The sequence below is a fragment of the Variovorax sp. OV084 genome (assembly GCF_900111625.1).
Lineage (GTDB): Bacteria > Pseudomonadota > Gammaproteobacteria > Burkholderiales > Burkholderiaceae_C > Variovorax.
This window is the reverse complement of the sequence record NZ_FOII01000017.1, coordinates 116,642-131,141: the sequence shown is the minus strand read 5'-3', so window position 1 is coordinate 131,141 and position 14,500 is coordinate 116,642. Positions and strand designations below refer to the sequence as shown.

The 14,500-nt window shown below is 64.3% G+C and carries 15 protein-coding genes; 10 read left to right on the top strand and 5 right to left on the bottom strand.

From position 1 onward, the window contains the following. Positions 1 to 177 precede the first annotated feature (177 nt). The 9 genes from BMW87_RS28460 (at position 178) to BMW87_RS28415 (ending at position 6,390) form a co-directional block, all read left to right on the top strand. A complete protein-coding gene (locus BMW87_RS28460) occupies positions 178 to 801 on the top strand; it encodes a DUF938 domain-containing protein (RefSeq protein ID WP_093058074.1) in 624 nt (207 codons plus the stop codon). 299 nt (positions 802 to 1,100) lie between these two features. Beyond that, positions 1,101 to 1,580, top strand: coding sequence for a type VI secretion system amidase effector protein Tae4 (locus tag BMW87_RS28455; RefSeq protein WP_093058075.1), 480 nt, complete (start codon positions 1,101 to 1,103; stop codon positions 1,578 to 1,580). Beyond that, entirely contained in the window at positions 1,577 to 1,822 is a 246-nt protein-coding gene (locus BMW87_RS28450) for a hypothetical protein (RefSeq protein WP_093058076.1), read from the top strand. Before BMW87_RS28455 ends, BMW87_RS28450 begins: the two co-directional genes overlap by 4 nt. Positions 1,823 to 2,024: 202 nt before the next feature. Then, positions 2,025 to 2,444 carry a hypothetical protein gene (locus BMW87_RS28440; protein WP_218149783.1) on the top strand — a complete coding sequence of 140 codons (420 nt, stop codon included), beginning with the start codon at positions 2,025 to 2,027 and terminating at the stop codon, positions 2,442 to 2,444. Positions 2,445 to 2,463: 19 nt separating this feature from the next. Then, positions 2,464 to 2,862, top strand: a complete 399-nt coding sequence (locus BMW87_RS28435; protein ID WP_256216952.1) for a hypothetical protein — start codon at positions 2,464 to 2,466, stop codon at positions 2,860 to 2,862. Positions 2,863 to 3,036: 174 nt separating this feature from the next. Beyond that, the gene (locus BMW87_RS28430) at positions 3,037 to 4,713 is read left to right on the top strand and encodes a tannase/feruloyl esterase family alpha/beta hydrolase (protein ID WP_093080670.1); all 1,677 of its coding nucleotides are present in this window, start codon (positions 3,037 to 3,039) and stop codon (positions 4,711 to 4,713) included. A gap of 193 nt (positions 4,714 to 4,906) precedes the next feature. Next, a complete protein-coding gene (locus BMW87_RS28425; RefSeq protein ID WP_093058078.1) occupies positions 4,907 to 5,197 on the top strand; it encodes an HU family DNA-binding protein in 291 nt (96 codons plus the stop codon). 126 nt (positions 5,198 to 5,323) lie between these two features. After that, positions 5,324 to 5,851 (top strand): C40 family peptidase, encoded by a 528-nt coding sequence (locus BMW87_RS28420; protein WP_093080667.1) that lies wholly within the window; start codon positions 5,324 to 5,326, stop codon positions 5,849 to 5,851. An 11-nt stretch (positions 5,852 to 5,862) separates the two neighbouring features. After that, a complete protein-coding gene (locus tag BMW87_RS28415; RefSeq protein ID WP_093080665.1) occupies positions 5,863 to 6,390 on the top strand; it encodes a YcxB family protein in 528 nt (175 codons plus the stop codon). 31 nt (positions 6,391 to 6,421) lie between these two features. Here the strand turns inward: BMW87_RS28415 and BMW87_RS28410 are convergent, their stop codons facing one another. From BMW87_RS28410 to BMW87_RS28390, 5 genes are all read right to left on the bottom strand, one after another. After that, positions 6,422 to 7,063, bottom strand: a complete 642-nt coding sequence (locus tag BMW87_RS28410; protein WP_256216953.1) for a DUF2894 domain-containing protein — start codon at positions 7,061 to 7,063, stop codon at positions 6,422 to 6,424. 28 nt (positions 7,064 to 7,091) lie between these two features. Next, entirely contained in the window at positions 7,092 to 7,742 is a 651-nt protein-coding gene (locus tag BMW87_RS28405) for an OmpA family protein (protein ID WP_093080696.1), read from the bottom strand. Beyond that, positions 7,742 to 10,099: a DUF802 domain-containing protein gene (locus BMW87_RS28400; protein WP_093080660.1), complete on the bottom strand. Its 2,358-nt coding sequence runs from the start codon at positions 10,097 to 10,099 to the stop codon at positions 7,742 to 7,744. The genes BMW87_RS28405 and BMW87_RS28400 overlap by 1 nt, the downstream gene beginning before the upstream one ends. Then, positions 10,096 to 10,830 (bottom strand): DUF3348 domain-containing protein, encoded by a 735-nt coding sequence (locus BMW87_RS34845; protein WP_101952297.1) that lies wholly within the window; start codon positions 10,828 to 10,830, stop codon positions 10,096 to 10,098. Before BMW87_RS34845 ends, BMW87_RS28400 begins: the two co-directional genes overlap by 4 nt. 124 nt (positions 10,831 to 10,954) lie before the next feature. After that, positions 10,955 to 12,205, bottom strand: a complete 1,251-nt coding sequence (locus tag BMW87_RS28390; RefSeq protein WP_093080657.1) for an FAD-dependent oxidoreductase — start codon at positions 12,203 to 12,205, stop codon at positions 10,955 to 10,957. Between the two features lie 215 nt (positions 12,206 to 12,420). Between BMW87_RS28390 and BMW87_RS28385 the strand changes: the two genes are divergently transcribed. Then, positions 12,421 to 14,496 (top strand): carbon starvation CstA family protein, encoded by a 2,076-nt coding sequence (locus tag BMW87_RS28385; RefSeq protein WP_093080655.1) that lies wholly within the window; start codon positions 12,421 to 12,423, stop codon positions 14,494 to 14,496. Positions 14,497 to 14,500 lie beyond the last annotated feature (4 nt).

Below are 14,500 nucleotides of genomic sequence, written 5' to 3'. Positions count from 1 at the left end.
ATCTGGGCATATTGACCCCCGTGTTCAATATGTCCGGGAACTCTACCGGCCGAAGCGTCAGGTCGTGAGAGGGTTTTCACACAGCCTCGCTGCAATGCAGACATCGTCGACCGACCGGCAAGCATTCGATATCCTTACCCCAGTGTTTTCAAGCTTTCTCATCCAGGTACTACTCGAATGTCAGACCTTCTCTACAGCCCTGCAGCCGACCGCAACAAGCAGCCCATCCTCGATGCATTGACTCGCATCCTCGGCGAGCATGGCACCGTGCTGGAGATCGCATCTGGAACAGGCCAGCACGCCGCCTTGTTCGCCGCAGCAATGTCTCAATGGATCTGGCAACCCACCGACGCGGATGCCCGCATGCTCCCCGCACTCGCAAGCCGAGTCGCAGAAGCCGAGCTACCCAATCTCCGCCCACCACTCCCACTCGATGTGATGGCCCCTCAATGGCCATCGCAGGGCCCCGCGTTCACCCAAGAAGAGAAGTTCGACGCGATCTACTGCGCCAACATGCTGCACATCGCACCTTGGGCCACATGCGCCGCCCTGATGCAAGGGGCCGCGCGGCATCTGCTTCCTGGCGGATTGCTCATCACGTACGGGCCTTACTTCGAAGACGAAGTCCCAACGGCGCCGAGCAACCTGGCGTTCGACGAAGACTTGCGCGCCCGAAATCCTGCATGGGGCATTCGTCGTCTGGAGGACGTGGCAGCAGAGGCGCACCGATCAGGCCTCGCGTTGCGCGAGCGGCATGCGATGCCCGCGAACAACTTGCTGTTGGTCTTCGGCCTCCAGTGAATACAGCGTACCGGTGTCTCCAAGGTGCAGCCTGGAACGCCGCCGAGTGGTTGTGCCTGGAGCACGCGCGTATGGCATTGAGCCTTTATTTCTTGGCTAAAGCATGGTGATACAGAGGGAGAGGGGTTGAGCTCTGTGCGACGATGCCCCCGAAGTTCCACTTGCAATTTTTCCGCAAGAGGGAGTAATTTCTAGGCCGTTTCAGCTTCACCGTCATTCCTTGGAGATAGGCTAGCCTGCCAAGCTGAAGTCCTTGCCTTGCAAGGCTTCGAGATCCAAATAATCACCAGGGAGAATTAATGCCTACGTTCGCAACGCTTTGGGCCAATCATCCAAAAATCAAAGGTGACGATACCTTGTTGGATGAAAAGGTCTACACAGACCAATGCGCGATCGATGTCGGTGCAGCCTTTATTCGATCAGCTATGGACATGAGGTCCTTCAAAGGGGTCTATTCATGGCAAAAGGACAAGCCCAGGTATCCGATACGAGCACAGGAGCTCGCAAACTGGCTTGATTCCCCGGCAGCAGGGTTGATGCATCGAACTGAAAAGTACTTGGGCAAGGAAGGGTTCGAAAAGATTGCCGGCCGCACAGGGATCATCTTCATCCAGAACTACTGGGGAGAGGGCAGACAGGGCGACCACATTGATCTATGGAACGGTTCCCGCTTGACGAAGTTCTCTTCCTGGTTTCGTATTCATTGGCACTTGTCGGTCGAAGGATGGGCAACCGATATGAGGAAGGCAGAAGCCATCTGGTTCTGGTACGTGCCATGAACGTAGTTCTTCGGATTCTCTTCATCGCCGGCGGCGCACTGCTGCTTGGATTCCTTTCGAACGTCATCTTGGTCGGCATCGGTCATTGGTATGAAATGAAGGTGGCACGCAGTGAGTACGACCTCTCCGATGCCTTCATGATTGCCGTGTTCGTGCAGGCACTTTGTGTTGTTGCCGGCGGATTGATTGGCAACTGGCTGTACCGGCGGTGGCGCAACAAGAAAGTCCCGAAAACCGACTGATGAAGAGAAGAAGTTCGACGCGATCTGCTGCGCCAACATGCTGCACGTCGCGCCTTGGTCCGCATGCGCCGTCTGGAGAGCGGGACGACAGAGGCACGCCGATCAGGCCTCGCGTTGCGCGAGTGGCATGTGATGCCCGCGAACAACTTGCTGCTGGTCTTCGACTTCTAAGGCCGCGGTGCAATCCGAACGAAAGGTGGGTTTGCCGTTGCAGACCCTTGGCTGCATGCCGCTACCACGCTATCGCAAACTGAACGTACAAGAACAAAACGCCTTGGTCGAAGATGCGATCCGTCGAGAAGCCATGCATTGGCGGCAGAACGCGCTCCCCGAAGCACTCAAGGTCACTGGCCTTGAGCGAGGTGTTCAGTGGGAGAAATCCATCGTTGTTGATCTGGATATCGACTTCCCCGGAATGCCGAAGCTGTGCGGCTTGCTGCTCACGCAAGACGAGAGGTTCGTGGACTTCGAGATCGACACCGACACGACTTATGGGGTCGTTGAATCGGTGGAAATCTGGGAAGACGTGACGGCGATTCAGAACACGAACCCGCGCAACCGCGGATTTGGTGCGGGGCGTGGAGCGATCGCAATCAAGGTGCTGCGGGCACTCAACAGTTGAGAGTCAGACTCCTCGCAATATGAACACGATGCGCCTCGAAGGACAGAACTTTGCCGAACTCAAAGCGCCCACGGATGCGCAAATTCGGCGGAGAGTGCTCGCACTCCAGAGCACAGGAAAGCACTCATACGCATCGCTGACGAGCGAAGACGGAAGCTACGTTCAAGTTGCGGGTGGCCGGGCAACCTGCATGGTGGAGAGGTTCGACCCTGCAACCGGGAAGCGGGAGAGGGCGTTTCACGACAAGCCAAACCCGGCTTTCCCGGATGGAACCTTGCTTGTATTTGGTGCGGGTGAGCTGACGCTCAAGTCCGATGAGTGGTTTGTGGCAGATGCGGTCGTGGAGATATTCCTGTGCTTCAAGGAGCATCGCCAGTATCCGGACACCGTGTCATGGCGTGCTGCACCGGGCTTCTGACATGCTGCACTGAAGCCGAACACTGCAGGCTGTCGTTGTCCGCGCTTGGGGCAGACCCGCATCGACGCGATACACGCATGCGCGCAAACCCGTGGCGACGCGGCATGGTCTTCTCAATACCATGCGCCTTGGGCGCATTGCTGCCCGTTCGACAACAACTCAGACAGGCGACAAATGGCAACTCCAGATTCCCGCAGGCGCAGCGCCTCGTTCAGCCTGGCCGCATTGGCCACCGCAGCCGCACTCGCCGGATGCGCCTCTGTCAGCGAGCCCGCAATCACGCCCGCTCAAACGGCCCAGGCGCAAGCCGCGTGCACGGCGCTGCAAGACATGAAGATCGCGGCCTCCGCCATCGGCAAGCCGAGCTCGGGCGCGGTCGTCCAATCTGCGAGCTTCGTCCCCGCCAATGCCGCGGACAACCCCAACGGCGAGTACTGCGCGGTCAAGGGCGTCGTGCTGCCCGTGAGTGCATCGGCGCCCAGCCTCGAGTTCCAGGTCAACCTTCCCACCGCATGGAACCGCCGCGCGCTGCAGATGGGCGGTGGCGGCTATGACGGCACGCTCGTCACGGGCCTTGGCGCCTACACCGCGCAGCCTAATGGCACACCCAACGCGCTGCGCCAGGGCTATGCCACGCTGGGCAGCGACGGCGGGCACAAGGGCGCGGGCAACTTCGACGGCAATTTCGCGCTGAACGACGAGGCGCTTCTCAACTACGGCCAGCAGTCGGTAAAGAAGACGCACGACGTGGCGCTGGAGATCATCCGGCAGCGCTATGGTGCGGCGCCACGGCGCTTTTATTTCATTGGTGGATCGCAGGGCGGGCACGAGGCGCTCGATGCCGCGGCGCGCTATGCCGCCGACTACGACGGGGCCATTGCCAACTACCCGGCGTACAACATCACGATGCTGCAACTGGCGTCGCTGCATGTCGGCAAGGCGCTGTATGCCAATGGCGGCGCGGGCTGGATGAACCCGGCCAAGAAGACACTGCTCGTCAACGCGGTGTATGCCGCCTGCGACGGGCTCGATGGCGCCAAGGACGGGATCATCGGCAATGTCGCGGCCTGCAACGTGGTCTTCAACATCGACAAGGTGAAGGCCGCGCTGCGTTGCGTTGGTGGTGCTGACAACGGCGACTTCTGCCTGTCTGATGCGCAGATCGCGGCCGTGCGGCAGATCGCATCGCCCTATGACGCGGGGTTTGCGGTTGCGGGGCAGCAGGTGTTTCCGCGCTGGCCGGTGCTCGAAGGTGCGGTGTTCTCGGTGTCGTCGTTTGGCGCGTCGCGCGTGCCGTCGAACCCGCCGGCCGCCACCGATGCGTTGCTGTTTTCCATTGGCGCGGCGCACGCCAAGTATTTCGCCACGCGCAACCCGTCGCTCGATGCGCTGCGCTACGAGCCGGCGCGCTACAGGGCACGGCTGCAGCAGCTGGGCAGCATCACCGACGTGACGACGGTGAGCCTCGAAGCCTTTCGCGCCAAGGGCGGCAAGCTGATCCTCACGCATGGCACGGCAGACGATTTCATCAGCCCCTACAACACCGAGGACTACTACCGTCGCCAGGTCGCAGCCTTCGGCCAGGCGGGTGTCGATTCATTCATTCGCTTCTACAGCGTGCCGGGCTTCGGCCACGGCATGGGGCCGTACCGGCTCGGCTACGACGGGCTCGCGGTGCTCGACAACTGGGTCGAGAAGGGGCAGGCGCCTGAAACGATTCCCTCGGTCGACAACAACCAGAACGCCAACCGCTCGCGGCCGATGTGCCGCTGGCCGGCATGGCCGGTGTTCACGGGGGCGGCGGGTGCTTCGATGAACGACGCGGCAAACTTCAGCTGCAGGGCGTCCTGACATCGTTGGTACTTTCCATCGGGTTTTGTGCTCGAGTTTCGTGCACCATCGTGCATCGATCACGATGTTTCACTTTTGAAACGCATGCGTGTCTCGATCCCCCGGTGGGGCGTTTAAAGTTCGAGCCCGGTGCGTTTTCGCGTCACGGACTTTTCCCCCAACCGTTTTACTGATTGAAGAAAGAACCCCCGTTTTGAACAAGACCGACCTCATCGCCGCTATCGCCACGGACACGAACCTGAGCAAGGCCGACGCTGCCCGCGCGCTCGATTCCGCCATCGACAACCTGTCGCGCGCCCTCGCCAGCGGCGACACGGTACAACTGATCGGCTTCGGCACTTTCGCCGTTGCAAGCCGCCCCGAGCGCACGGGCCGCAACCCGTCGACCGGCGAGCCGATGACCATCAAGGCCAGCAAGGCGCCCAAGTTCACCGCCGGCAAGGCGCTGAAAGACGCTGTCAACACGCCTGCAGCAGGCCAGTAAGCGCTTTTTCTTCTCTTCCCTCCGTTGCGTCGGCGCAGCAGCGCGGGCCTCGGAGGGCCTCATCTTCAGGAAGCCGTCGCATTCCGCGCTAGAGTTCGTGCACGTTCACGAGCCCAGCCATCCGACATGTACGACGCGCCTGTGCCAACAACGCAACAATCCCGCACATTGCAGCAGTGGCTGCTTCGGCTCCTTTTCACAGGGGCCTGCCTTCTGGTTCTGGGCTGTGCAAGCCCATCAGGGCCACGGCAAGGGCCAGGGCCCGCCGTCAGCAGCACGTTGACGGACGAACAATCGAACAGCGTCGCAATCCACGCGCTCGGCCTTGTAGGCACGCCGTACCGCTATGGTGGCAACACGCCTGATGGCGGCTTCGATTGCAGCGGGCTCATCGGTTATGTGTATCTCAACAGCGTAGGCGAGTCGCCGCCGCGCACCGTGGCGCGGATGAGCGGCTTCGGCAGCCCGGTGTCGATGTCCGAGCTTCGCACGGGCGATCTCGTGCTCTTCGGCTCGTCCACGCCGTCGCATGCGGGCATCTATGTGGGCGGAGGGCGCTTCGTCCATGCGCCATCGACTGGCGGCGTCGTGCGGCTTGATCGGCTGGACGGCGTCTATTGGTCGCGCCAGACGGTGCAGGCGCGGCGGCCTTGAGTCCGGCAAGCATGTCGGCAGCATCGTTCACCCTCACTCCGACAGACTTCGCGCGCCTTCAGAGGGTCGTCGGTCGTCGCGTTGGCCGCAAGCCGGGTTTGTCGTCCACCCTGTTCATGTTGCGCGCGGCGGTATGGGTGGGCGTCGGATTGTTGGTCGCGGCGTACGTGCGCGTGCTGGACGACTACACCGAGCTACCGCATCTCCGGTTCATGGCGTATCTTGTGATGATCGTCTTCCTGCTGCTGGTGTCGCTGCCCCATGTTTCCCAGGCGCTCTGGCGCAAGCACATGTTCGCCCCCAATGGCACGTTTCTCTCGCCCCAGACCGTCAGCATCACGGACAGCGCGCTGACGATCCAGTCCGCAACGATGCGGTCAGAACTTCTGTGGGCGGGCTTCATGGCCCGCGAGGAAGACGACGTGAACCACTATCTCTTTACCGATGAGATGCAGGCGGTCGTGCTTCCTCGTTCCGCCGTTGCATCGTTTGCCGACGAGTTCGAGCGCCTGACTTCGCATCTGAAGAACAAGCCCTGAGGTGAGGGCTCCGCTTCGGTTGACTCCGGCCTCAGCTGGCCTTGCCGCGACCGCTCTTCTTCGGGCTTTCGGCGCGCGGGCTCGCCGCATTTGCTGCCGCTGCAGCAGCGCCATTCAACTGATCGATCCACGACAGCGCATCGACATACGACATGAACCGGTTCAGGTACTCCGGCGACAGGTCGCGCATCAGCGTGAGCGAGCGGTGCACGAGGTGATGCGAGTTGAGGGGGCCGGCGTTCTCGGGCACCTTTGCCAGTGACTGCGTCAGGCGCCGGTCGGCGCTGAGCTTGGACCAGGTGCTCTTGAAGTAGCGGATCGACTTCAGTTCTGTGGAGGGCGACGAGGCAGAAGAGACAGAAGAGGTGGCGGGCGTCGCCTTGCCTGTTGCGGTCGGGCTGGCATCCATGATCGGCGCGTGCTGGGCGATGTGGTCGACGAGCGCGGCGAGTGCACCGCGTTCAGTCGTTGCTGCTTGCGGCTTCGCAACGTCCGCAGGCGCTGCTTTCTGAAGATCCTCGCCATACGCCGCCAGCAGTGCGACCACCTTGTCGTCGAGCATGCGCCGCGCTTCGCCGCCGTGCGCAGTCGCGCGCCTGGCCATCGCCTCGATGACACGAAAGCGCACAGGGTCGAAGCGCTGATCGCCACGCGCGATCGCTGCGGCGACCATCGCGCCGGTGTCGCGGCAAGTCTCCTGATCAGTCACGGGGCTTCGTGTTGGCGTTGGAAGGGCGAGGCGTGGGCGCCATCTCCACACGCCGGTTCTTCGAGCGCCCGTCGGCATCGGCATTCGACGCCACCGCCTGCTCGGAGCCGAATGCGGCCGCAAAGATCGACGACGACGGAATGCCGGCCTCTATCAACGCGCGCGTTACCGTCAGTGCACGCTGGGCCGACAACTCCCAGTTGTCCGCAAACTGACGCGCGTTGTCGCGCATCTGCCGGTCGTCGGTGAAGCCGCTCACCATCAGGATCTCGTCGCGCGACTTGAGGTACGTGGTCAGCGGTGCGGCAAGGCTCTTCAGCAGTTGCCGGCCTTCGGGCTGCAGTTCCGCGGAGTTGAAGGCAAACAGCACGCTGCCGTTGATGCCGATGCGTCCGTTGGCCAGCGTCACGCGGCCGGCCGCGAGCGGCCCTGCAAGGGCCTGTTCGAGCGTCTGCAGGCGCTTGGCCTCGGCCTGCCGTTGCTTGACTTCAGTTTCCAGCTTCGACGCAAGCTCCAGCTGCATGCCCAGCGCGCACACCAGGATGAGCACAAAGGCCCCGAGCAGGCCGGCCATCAGGTCGCCGAACACCGCCCATACCGGCACGCCCGGCTCGTCGAAGCTGGCGTCGAGCTCTTCGCGCATCATGCTTCGCTGTCCACCGGCGCTTGCTGCTGCCTGCTGGCGATCTGCTGCATGTCTTCGACGATCTGCTTCTGCGACATGATGCTCAGGTCGATCACTTCACGGGCCTGCGCCACGTAGTAGGCCAACTGTTCATCGCTGCGCGCAATGGATTTGCCCAGCGCGCCTTCGATGCGCTGCAGGTGGCCCACGAGCTTGTCGTTCGACTGGCTGAACATCTGCACGGCAAGGCCGAAGGCTTCACCCAGGCTGGCCACTTCGACGGCGCTGCCGGTGATCTGCGCGGCAACGGCGGCCATCTTCTCGGACTCGGCATCGGCCTTTTCGGTGAAGCGGCTGCCGACGCGCTCCAGCAGGTCCGCCGATGCGGACACCAGCGTGTCGATGGCTGTGCGCTGTTCGGTGGAGGCGTGGTTCACTGCATCGAGCAGGGTGGCCAGCGTTTCGAGGATGCGGCTGCGTTCCTCCAGCATTGCGTTGTCGCGCGTCATGCTGTCGGCGAGCTTCTGGCGCAGCTCGGTCACCACTTCGGCTGCGGCCCGCGGTGCTTCTGCAGCGGCTTGCAGGAGCTGCGCGATTTCGGCGACGGTGTTCTTTGCATGCGCCTCGTTCTGTGCCGTCATGTCGCGTGCGGTCTGCGCCACTGTGTCGAAGAGCTGCTGCTGCTGGCTTGCGTTGTGTGCGTTGACCTGCTGCCATTCCTGCTGCAGCGAGGCTGCCATGGCCGTGAGCGATTGCGTCCATGCCGAGAGGCGTTGCTCGTCGCGCGATGCCATCTGGGACATCACTTCGGCCGCGGCCTGCGGTGCTTCGGCTGCGGCTTGCAGTAGTTGTGCGATCTCTGCGACGGTGCTCTTCGCATGCGCTTCTGTCTGTGCAGACATGTCGCGCGCGGTCTGCGCCATGGTGTCGAGCAGCTGTTGCTGCTTGCTCGCGTTGTGCGCGCCGGCTTGTTGCCATTGCTCTTGCAGCGATGCGGCCATGGCCGTGAGCGATTGCGTCCACGCCGAGAGGCGCTGTTCGTCGCGCGATGCCATTTCGGTCTGCAGCTTTGCGTGCGCCTGGTCCACGGTGCCCAGCAGCGAGGCCGAGTGCTGCTCGAAAGTGGCGGCTGCGGCTGACAGGGCCTGGTGCGAATCGCCCGACAGCTTCTCGCTGACGCGCTGATGCTGCGCGAGCGCGTTGCCCCAGGTGTCCGACACGCTGCTCACGGTGCTTTCGAGGCGGGCGGAAACGCTGTCTACCAGCGCGGCCGAGCGTTGCTCGAAGGTCTGCGCGAAATGATCGTGCGAGCCGCGCAGGTCTTGCGACAGCGCCTCGGTCGTGCGCTGGTGCTCGGTAAGGGCTGTCTTCCAGGTGTCGGCCACGCGGGTGGTGGTGGCCTCGAAGCGGCTCGAGAGGCCGTCGAGCTGTTGCTGCACGGTTTGCGAAATGGTGTTGTGCAGCGTGGCGGTTTCGCGTGCGATGCCGGCCATGGTGGCCTCGACGACAGGCTGTATCGCCGCGCTGGCGACGCGTGCGCTTTCGGTCAGGCTCTGCTTCAGCGACTGGTCGACGGAAGTGGCGAGGCTGCCGTACACGGCTTCGGCCTTGCTGTGGAAGCGGTCCTGGCTGCTGACGAGGCGTTCGTTCAGCGCCTGGGTCTGCCGCTCCATCGCATGCATCATGGCCTGCAGCTGGCCGACCAGCTCGGGCATGGCGTGGGCCTGCTGCTGCAGCAGCTTGAACGATTCTTCACGCTGATGGCTGAGCGAGAAGACGCGCAGCACGGTCGCGATCTTCGTGTCGAGCATCTGCCCGGCCTGCAGCCGCTCGCGCCGGCTCAGTGCCGAGGCAAGGCCCAGCATGGCCGATGCGGCCACGCCGGCCACCGAGGTGCCGAAGGCAAGGCCCAGGCCCTTCACGGGGGCGGAGAGCGAGTCGCGAATGGTCTGCAGGTCGGTCGAACTCTCCAGCGCCAGGCCGGTGCCCTTGAGCGTGACCACCATGCCCACGAAGGTGCCGAGCATGCCAAGCAACACGAGGAAGCCGGCAAGGTAGGGCGTCATCGCCGGGCCGGGCAGGCCGACGCGCTCGCCCTCGATGCGCAGGCGCACGGCGTTCTGCAGCGAAGGATGCAGCTGGCCGAGCCAAGCGCCGAGGCTCTCGGGCGGGGAAGAGAGGTCTGCCACGGCGTGCGTCAGCGTGGCCGTGGCCTGCTGAAAGCGGTGCAGCTCCAGCGCGCCCATGATGTAGAACGCGCCGACGATCACGGTAACGGCCAGCGCCAGCGGGTTCGTGCCGATGTATCCGGCGCCCACCCAGCCAACGACGGCCAGGCCTGCGACAAAGACAGCGTATTGAAGGAATCGGGTCATGTAGTTCTGGTGGCCTGGGTGCGAAGGGCTTCGAGCAGCCCTTCGACCGGTTGAAATCGAAAGTCCAGTTCGGCGAGCAGCACGTCCTGGGCGTCCTTGCGGAACACGGCCAGCCACGCTTCGTCGGGCTGGGCACTGTTGTCTTTATCTGTCTCTGGTTCGCCGTCCGGCAGGTCCGGCACGTCTGGTGCCTGGCTGGCTTTGCGCAGGCGCTCGAAGTGCTTTTCGAGGATGCCCGGCACGGCCGAAAGCAGGCTGTGCTCGCGCGCCTCCAGCACCTGTGCCATGACCACGTCCACGGACGCGAGCCGGGCCATGGACGGCGACTTTGCCGCCAGCGCCGAGCGCAGCCGGCTGCGCAAAGAGCCGACGCCTGCTTCCATCGCTTGTTGCCGGGCGAGGTAGCGTCGGCGGTAGGGGGTGAAGTCGGGCGTTGCGTCCTTGCTGGTGCCGAAGGTGGTGTCTTCGACGATGGCGTTTGCCAGCGCGGTTCGCACGCGTTGGCATTCGCTTTCTTCGGTGTTGCGGGGAGCGCGCGTGCTGGCCTGCGTGGTTGCCGGTGCGCCATCGAGCGCTGCGGACAGCGAGATGGCATCGGTCCAGCCGAACCACTGGCTCAATCGGTCAGCGGTGGGTTGCGCGGGTTCGCGAGCGTCGATGTCGGTCAGTCGTGAAAGCAAGCGAATGAGCGCCGAGCCGTTGAAACCTGTGCGCCTTGAAACTTGCCCCATAACCTCCTGAACGCGCTTGAACGCACCTCTTCGAAAAACCTCGCAGTCTACAACAGGGCCCTCTCTCGAAGGCCTCCCTGGCGGCCTCGCCCGGCCTCGGCTGTGTAACGAAATGCCAGCTTTTTCATTTTGTGCGCAGCGAAGTTACGTGCTCGGGCCGTACGCCCATTCCCACGGCCCGTGCCGGGAGCCTGCGCAGCAGGGGCCAGCGTGCCAGCAGCCGCAGCGGCCAGGGCACGTGCCCAACCGTGGCCGTGAGCTCGCCGTCGAGCACTGGCATCAGCACGCGGTCTTGTATGAGGCGCTGCACGGCCTGCGTCACGCGCACGGGCCATTCCCTGCGGCGCTGCAGCTGGGGCAGCAGGGTGTCGATTTCCTTGTCGGTCGCCGCGCCGGCCAGCGCTGAGGCCAGCAGGTTCGCGGCGGCCACGGCGTCTTGCACGGCGAGGTTGATGCCGACGCCGCCCACCGGCGACATCGCATGCGCGGCATCGCCGATGCACAGCAGCCCGCGGCACGACCAGGCCTCGAGGCGGTCGACTGTTACTTCGAGCAGCTTCACCGCGTCCCAGCCGGGCAGCGCTTCCGGCAGCCGCGCGGCGAGAAAGGGCGCGATCTTGCCGATCGCTTCATGGAATGCCCCGATGCCCCGGGCCTGCAACGCATCGTGGCCGCCCTTGGGAATCACGAAGGCGCATTGCCAATAATCGCCGCGGTTCAGTGTCACCAGAAAGCGCCCGCCCGCGACGTGGCCCGCGGTGGCCGATGGGTCGCCGGCGTGCCTGGGAATGGCCATCCACAGCACGTCGATGGGCGCGCCATAGCTGATGTGCGGCAGCGCGGCGGCATCGCGCAGCGCGGAGTGCCGCCCGTCGGCCGCCACCACCAGCGAGGCGTGCAGCTCGACATCCTGCGGCTGGCCCGCGCGGCGGCCGCGCCGCACCTTCACGCCGTTGACGCGGCCCTTGTCCTGCAGCAGGCCGATGGCCTCGGCATCTGTCCACAGTTCGAAGCCCGGGTAGCGCCGGGCCTCGTCGCACATGAAGTCCAGAAACTCCCACTGCGGCATCAGCACGAGAAACCTGCTGTGCGCAGGCAGGTGCGTGAAGTCGGCCACTGGGATGCTGCGGCCCTCTATGGTGGCGCGCAGTTCCTCGATGCGGTCGTGCGGGCGCTGCAAAAAGGCTTCGAGCAGGCCCAGCTCGTGCAATATCTCCAGCGTGGACGGGTGCACCGTGTCGCCGCGAAAGTCGCGCAGAAAGTCGAGATGCTTTTCCAGCACGACGACGGGCACGCCGGCCCGGGCCAGCAGAAGGCCCAGCACCATGCCGGCAGGACCGCCACCTGCGATGCAGCAGCGTGGTTGTGTGTCCATGGCTTCTATCTTTTCGCTCCCTGATGACGGGCTCGATCTTCGCGCGTGGTCCGGTTCATGCATGTAGGCCCGCAGGCATTGCACAGCGGCCCGGCGCTTGCCGTATCCGGGTTTTCCATTACGCAAAGCCACGCGCCCGCCCTGCGCAGTCCGACGGATGCGCCCGCGCCGCAGCCCGGCAAAACTCCTCGGGTCAATAACGAGGAGACATCCGCATGCACAGCATCCGACGCCATCTGGTGTGGCTGGTCGTGGCCGTGGTCGGCGCTTTCGCGCTAGGCACCGTGGCCCTGACCCGAGGCGAAAGCGTCAACGCCCTCTGGGTGGTGGCCGCCGCGATCTGCACCTACCTGATCGCCTACCGCTACTACAGCCTCTTCATCGCCGACAAGGTGCTGGGCCTGGACGGCAACCGCAAGACGCCGGCGCACCGCCACAACGACGGCCTCGACTACGTGCCGACCGACAAGAACGTGCTGTTCGGCCATCACTTCGCGGCCATCGCGGGTGCCGGCCCCTTGGTGGGCCCGGTGCTCGCCGCGCAGATGGGCTACCTGCCCGGCCTGCTGTGGATCCTGGCCGGCGTGGTGTTCGCCGGTGCGGTGCAGGACTTCATCATCCTGTTCATTTCCACGCGGCGCGACGGCCGCTCGCTGGGCGACCTAGTCAAGCAGGAGATGGGCGTGGTGCCCGGCATGATCGCGCTGTTCGGCACCTTCATGATCATGATCATCATCCTCGCGGTGCTGGCGCTGATCGTGGTGAAGGCGCTGGCCGAATCGCCGTGGGGCACCTTCACGGTGGCTGCGACGATTCCGGTGGCGCTGTTCATGGGCGTGTACCTGCGCTACATCCGACCGGGGCGCATCGGCGAGGTGTCGCTGATCGGCTTCGTGCTGCTGATGCTCGCCATCTTCGGCGGGCAGGCCGTGAGCCAGAACCCCGAATGGGCGCCGCTCTTCACCTTCGACGGCAAGGCGCTCACGTGGATGCTGGTGGGCTACGGCTTCATCGCCGCGAGCCTGCCTGTGTGGCTGCTGCTGGCGCCGCGTGACTACCTGTCGACCTTCTTGAAGATCGGCACGATCATCGCGCTGGCCATCGGCATCGTGTTCGTGATGCCCACGCTGCAGATGCCGTCCATCACGCAGTTCGCGCAGGGCAACGGCCCGGTGTGGTCGGGCAGCCTGTTCCCGTTTCTCTTCATCACCATCGCCTGCGGCGCGGTGTCGGGCTTTCATGCGTTGATCTCCTCGGGCACCACGCCCAAGATGCTCGACAACGAGCGCCACGCGCGCTTCATCGGCTACGGCGGCATGCTGGCCGAATCGTTCGTTGCGGTGATGGCGTTGGTTGCGGCCTCGTGCATCGAGCCAGGCATCTACTTTGCGATGAACAGCCCTGGCGCGCTGGTCGGCACGACAGCGCAGCAGGTGGCGGCCACGGTGTCGAGCTGGGGCTTCGTGATCACGCCCGAGATGCTGGTGCAGACCGCCAAGGACGTTGGCGAAACCACCATCCTCGGCCGCGCAGGCGGCGCACCGACGCTGGCCGTGGGCATGGCCCACATCCTCCACCAGGTGATCGGCGGGCAAGCCATGATGGCCTTCTGGTACCACTTCGCGATTCTGTTCGAGGCGCTGTTCATCCTTACGGCCGTGGATGCCGGCACCCGCGCGGGCCGCTTCATGCTGCAAGACCTGCTGGGCAGCTTCGTGCCCGCGCTCAAGCGCACCGATTCGCTGCCGGCCAACCTCGTTGCCACGGCGCTGTGCGTCGCGGCCTGGGGCTACTTCCTGTACCAGGGCGTGGTCGATCCGCTGGGCGGCATCAACACGCTGTGGCCGCTGTTCGGCATCTCCAACCAGATGCTGGCCGCCGTGGCGCTGATGCTGGGCGTGGTCGTGCTGTTCCGCATGAAGCGCGAGCGCTATGCGTGGGTGGCCATTGCGCCGGCAGCATGGCTGCTGGCGTGCACGCTCACGGCCGGCTGGCAGAAGATCTTTTCGGCCGACCCGAAGATCGGTTTTCTCTCGCACGCCGCGAAGTACACCGATGGCATCGCCAACGGCGTGCTGGTGGCGCCGGCCAAGACGCCCGAAGCCATGTCGCGCATCGTGTTCAACGACCGTCTCGACGCGGCGCTGTGCGCTCTCTTCATCTTCGTGGTTCTGAGCGTGCTGGTGTACAGCATCAAGGCCTGCCTCGCGGCGCGCGCGGCCAACCGGCCGACCACCAAAGAGACGCCGTTCGAGCCCGTGGGCGCGGCAGCCGCAACGGCTGCCCACTGACGCC

Bases quoted from the DNA above. Each gene is read 5' to 3' on its own strand.
- BMW87_RS28460 (WP_093058074.1), top strand. From the start codon at position 178: ATGTCAGACCTTCTCTACAGCCCTGCAGCCGACCGCAACAAGCAGCCC.
- BMW87_RS28455 (WP_093058075.1), top strand. From the start codon at position 1,101: ATGCCTACGTTCGCAACGCTTTGGGCCAATCATCCAAAAATCAAAGGT.
- BMW87_RS28450 (WP_093058076.1), top strand. From the start codon at position 1,577: ATGAACGTAGTTCTTCGGATTCTCTTCATCGCCGGCGGCGCACTGCTG.
- BMW87_RS28435 (WP_256216952.1), top strand. From the start codon at position 2,464: ATGAACACGATGCGCCTCGAAGGACAGAACTTTGCCGAACTCAAAGCG.
- BMW87_RS28430 (WP_093080670.1), top strand. From the start codon at position 3,037: ATGGCAACTCCAGATTCCCGCAGGCGCAGCGCCTCGTTCAGCCTGGCC.
- BMW87_RS28420 (WP_093080667.1), top strand. From the start codon at position 5,324: ATGTACGACGCGCCTGTGCCAACAACGCAACAATCCCGCACATTGCAG.
- BMW87_RS28415 (WP_093080665.1), top strand. From the start codon at position 5,863: ATGTCGGCAGCATCGTTCACCCTCACTCCGACAGACTTCGCGCGCCTT.
- BMW87_RS28410 (WP_256216953.1), bottom strand. From the start codon at position 7,063: ATGGTCGCCGCAGCGATCGCGCGTGGCGATCAGCGCTTCGACCCTGTG.
- BMW87_RS28405 (WP_093080696.1), bottom strand. From the start codon at position 7,742: ATGCGCGAAGAGCTCGACGCCAGCTTCGACGAGCCGGGCGTGCCGGTA.
- BMW87_RS28400 (WP_093080660.1), bottom strand. From the start codon at position 10,099: ATGACCCGATTCCTTCAATACGCTGTCTTTGTCGCAGGCCTGGCCGTC.
- BMW87_RS34845 (WP_101952297.1), bottom strand. From the start codon at position 10,830: ATGGGGCAAGTTTCAAGGCGCACAGGTTTCAACGGCTCGGCGCTCATT.
- BMW87_RS28390 (WP_093080657.1), bottom strand. From the start codon at position 12,205: ATGGACACACAACCACGCTGCTGCATCGCAGGTGGCGGTCCTGCCGGC.
- BMW87_RS28385 (WP_093080655.1), top strand. From the start codon at position 12,421: ATGCACAGCATCCGACGCCATCTGGTGTGGCTGGTCGTGGCCGTGGTC.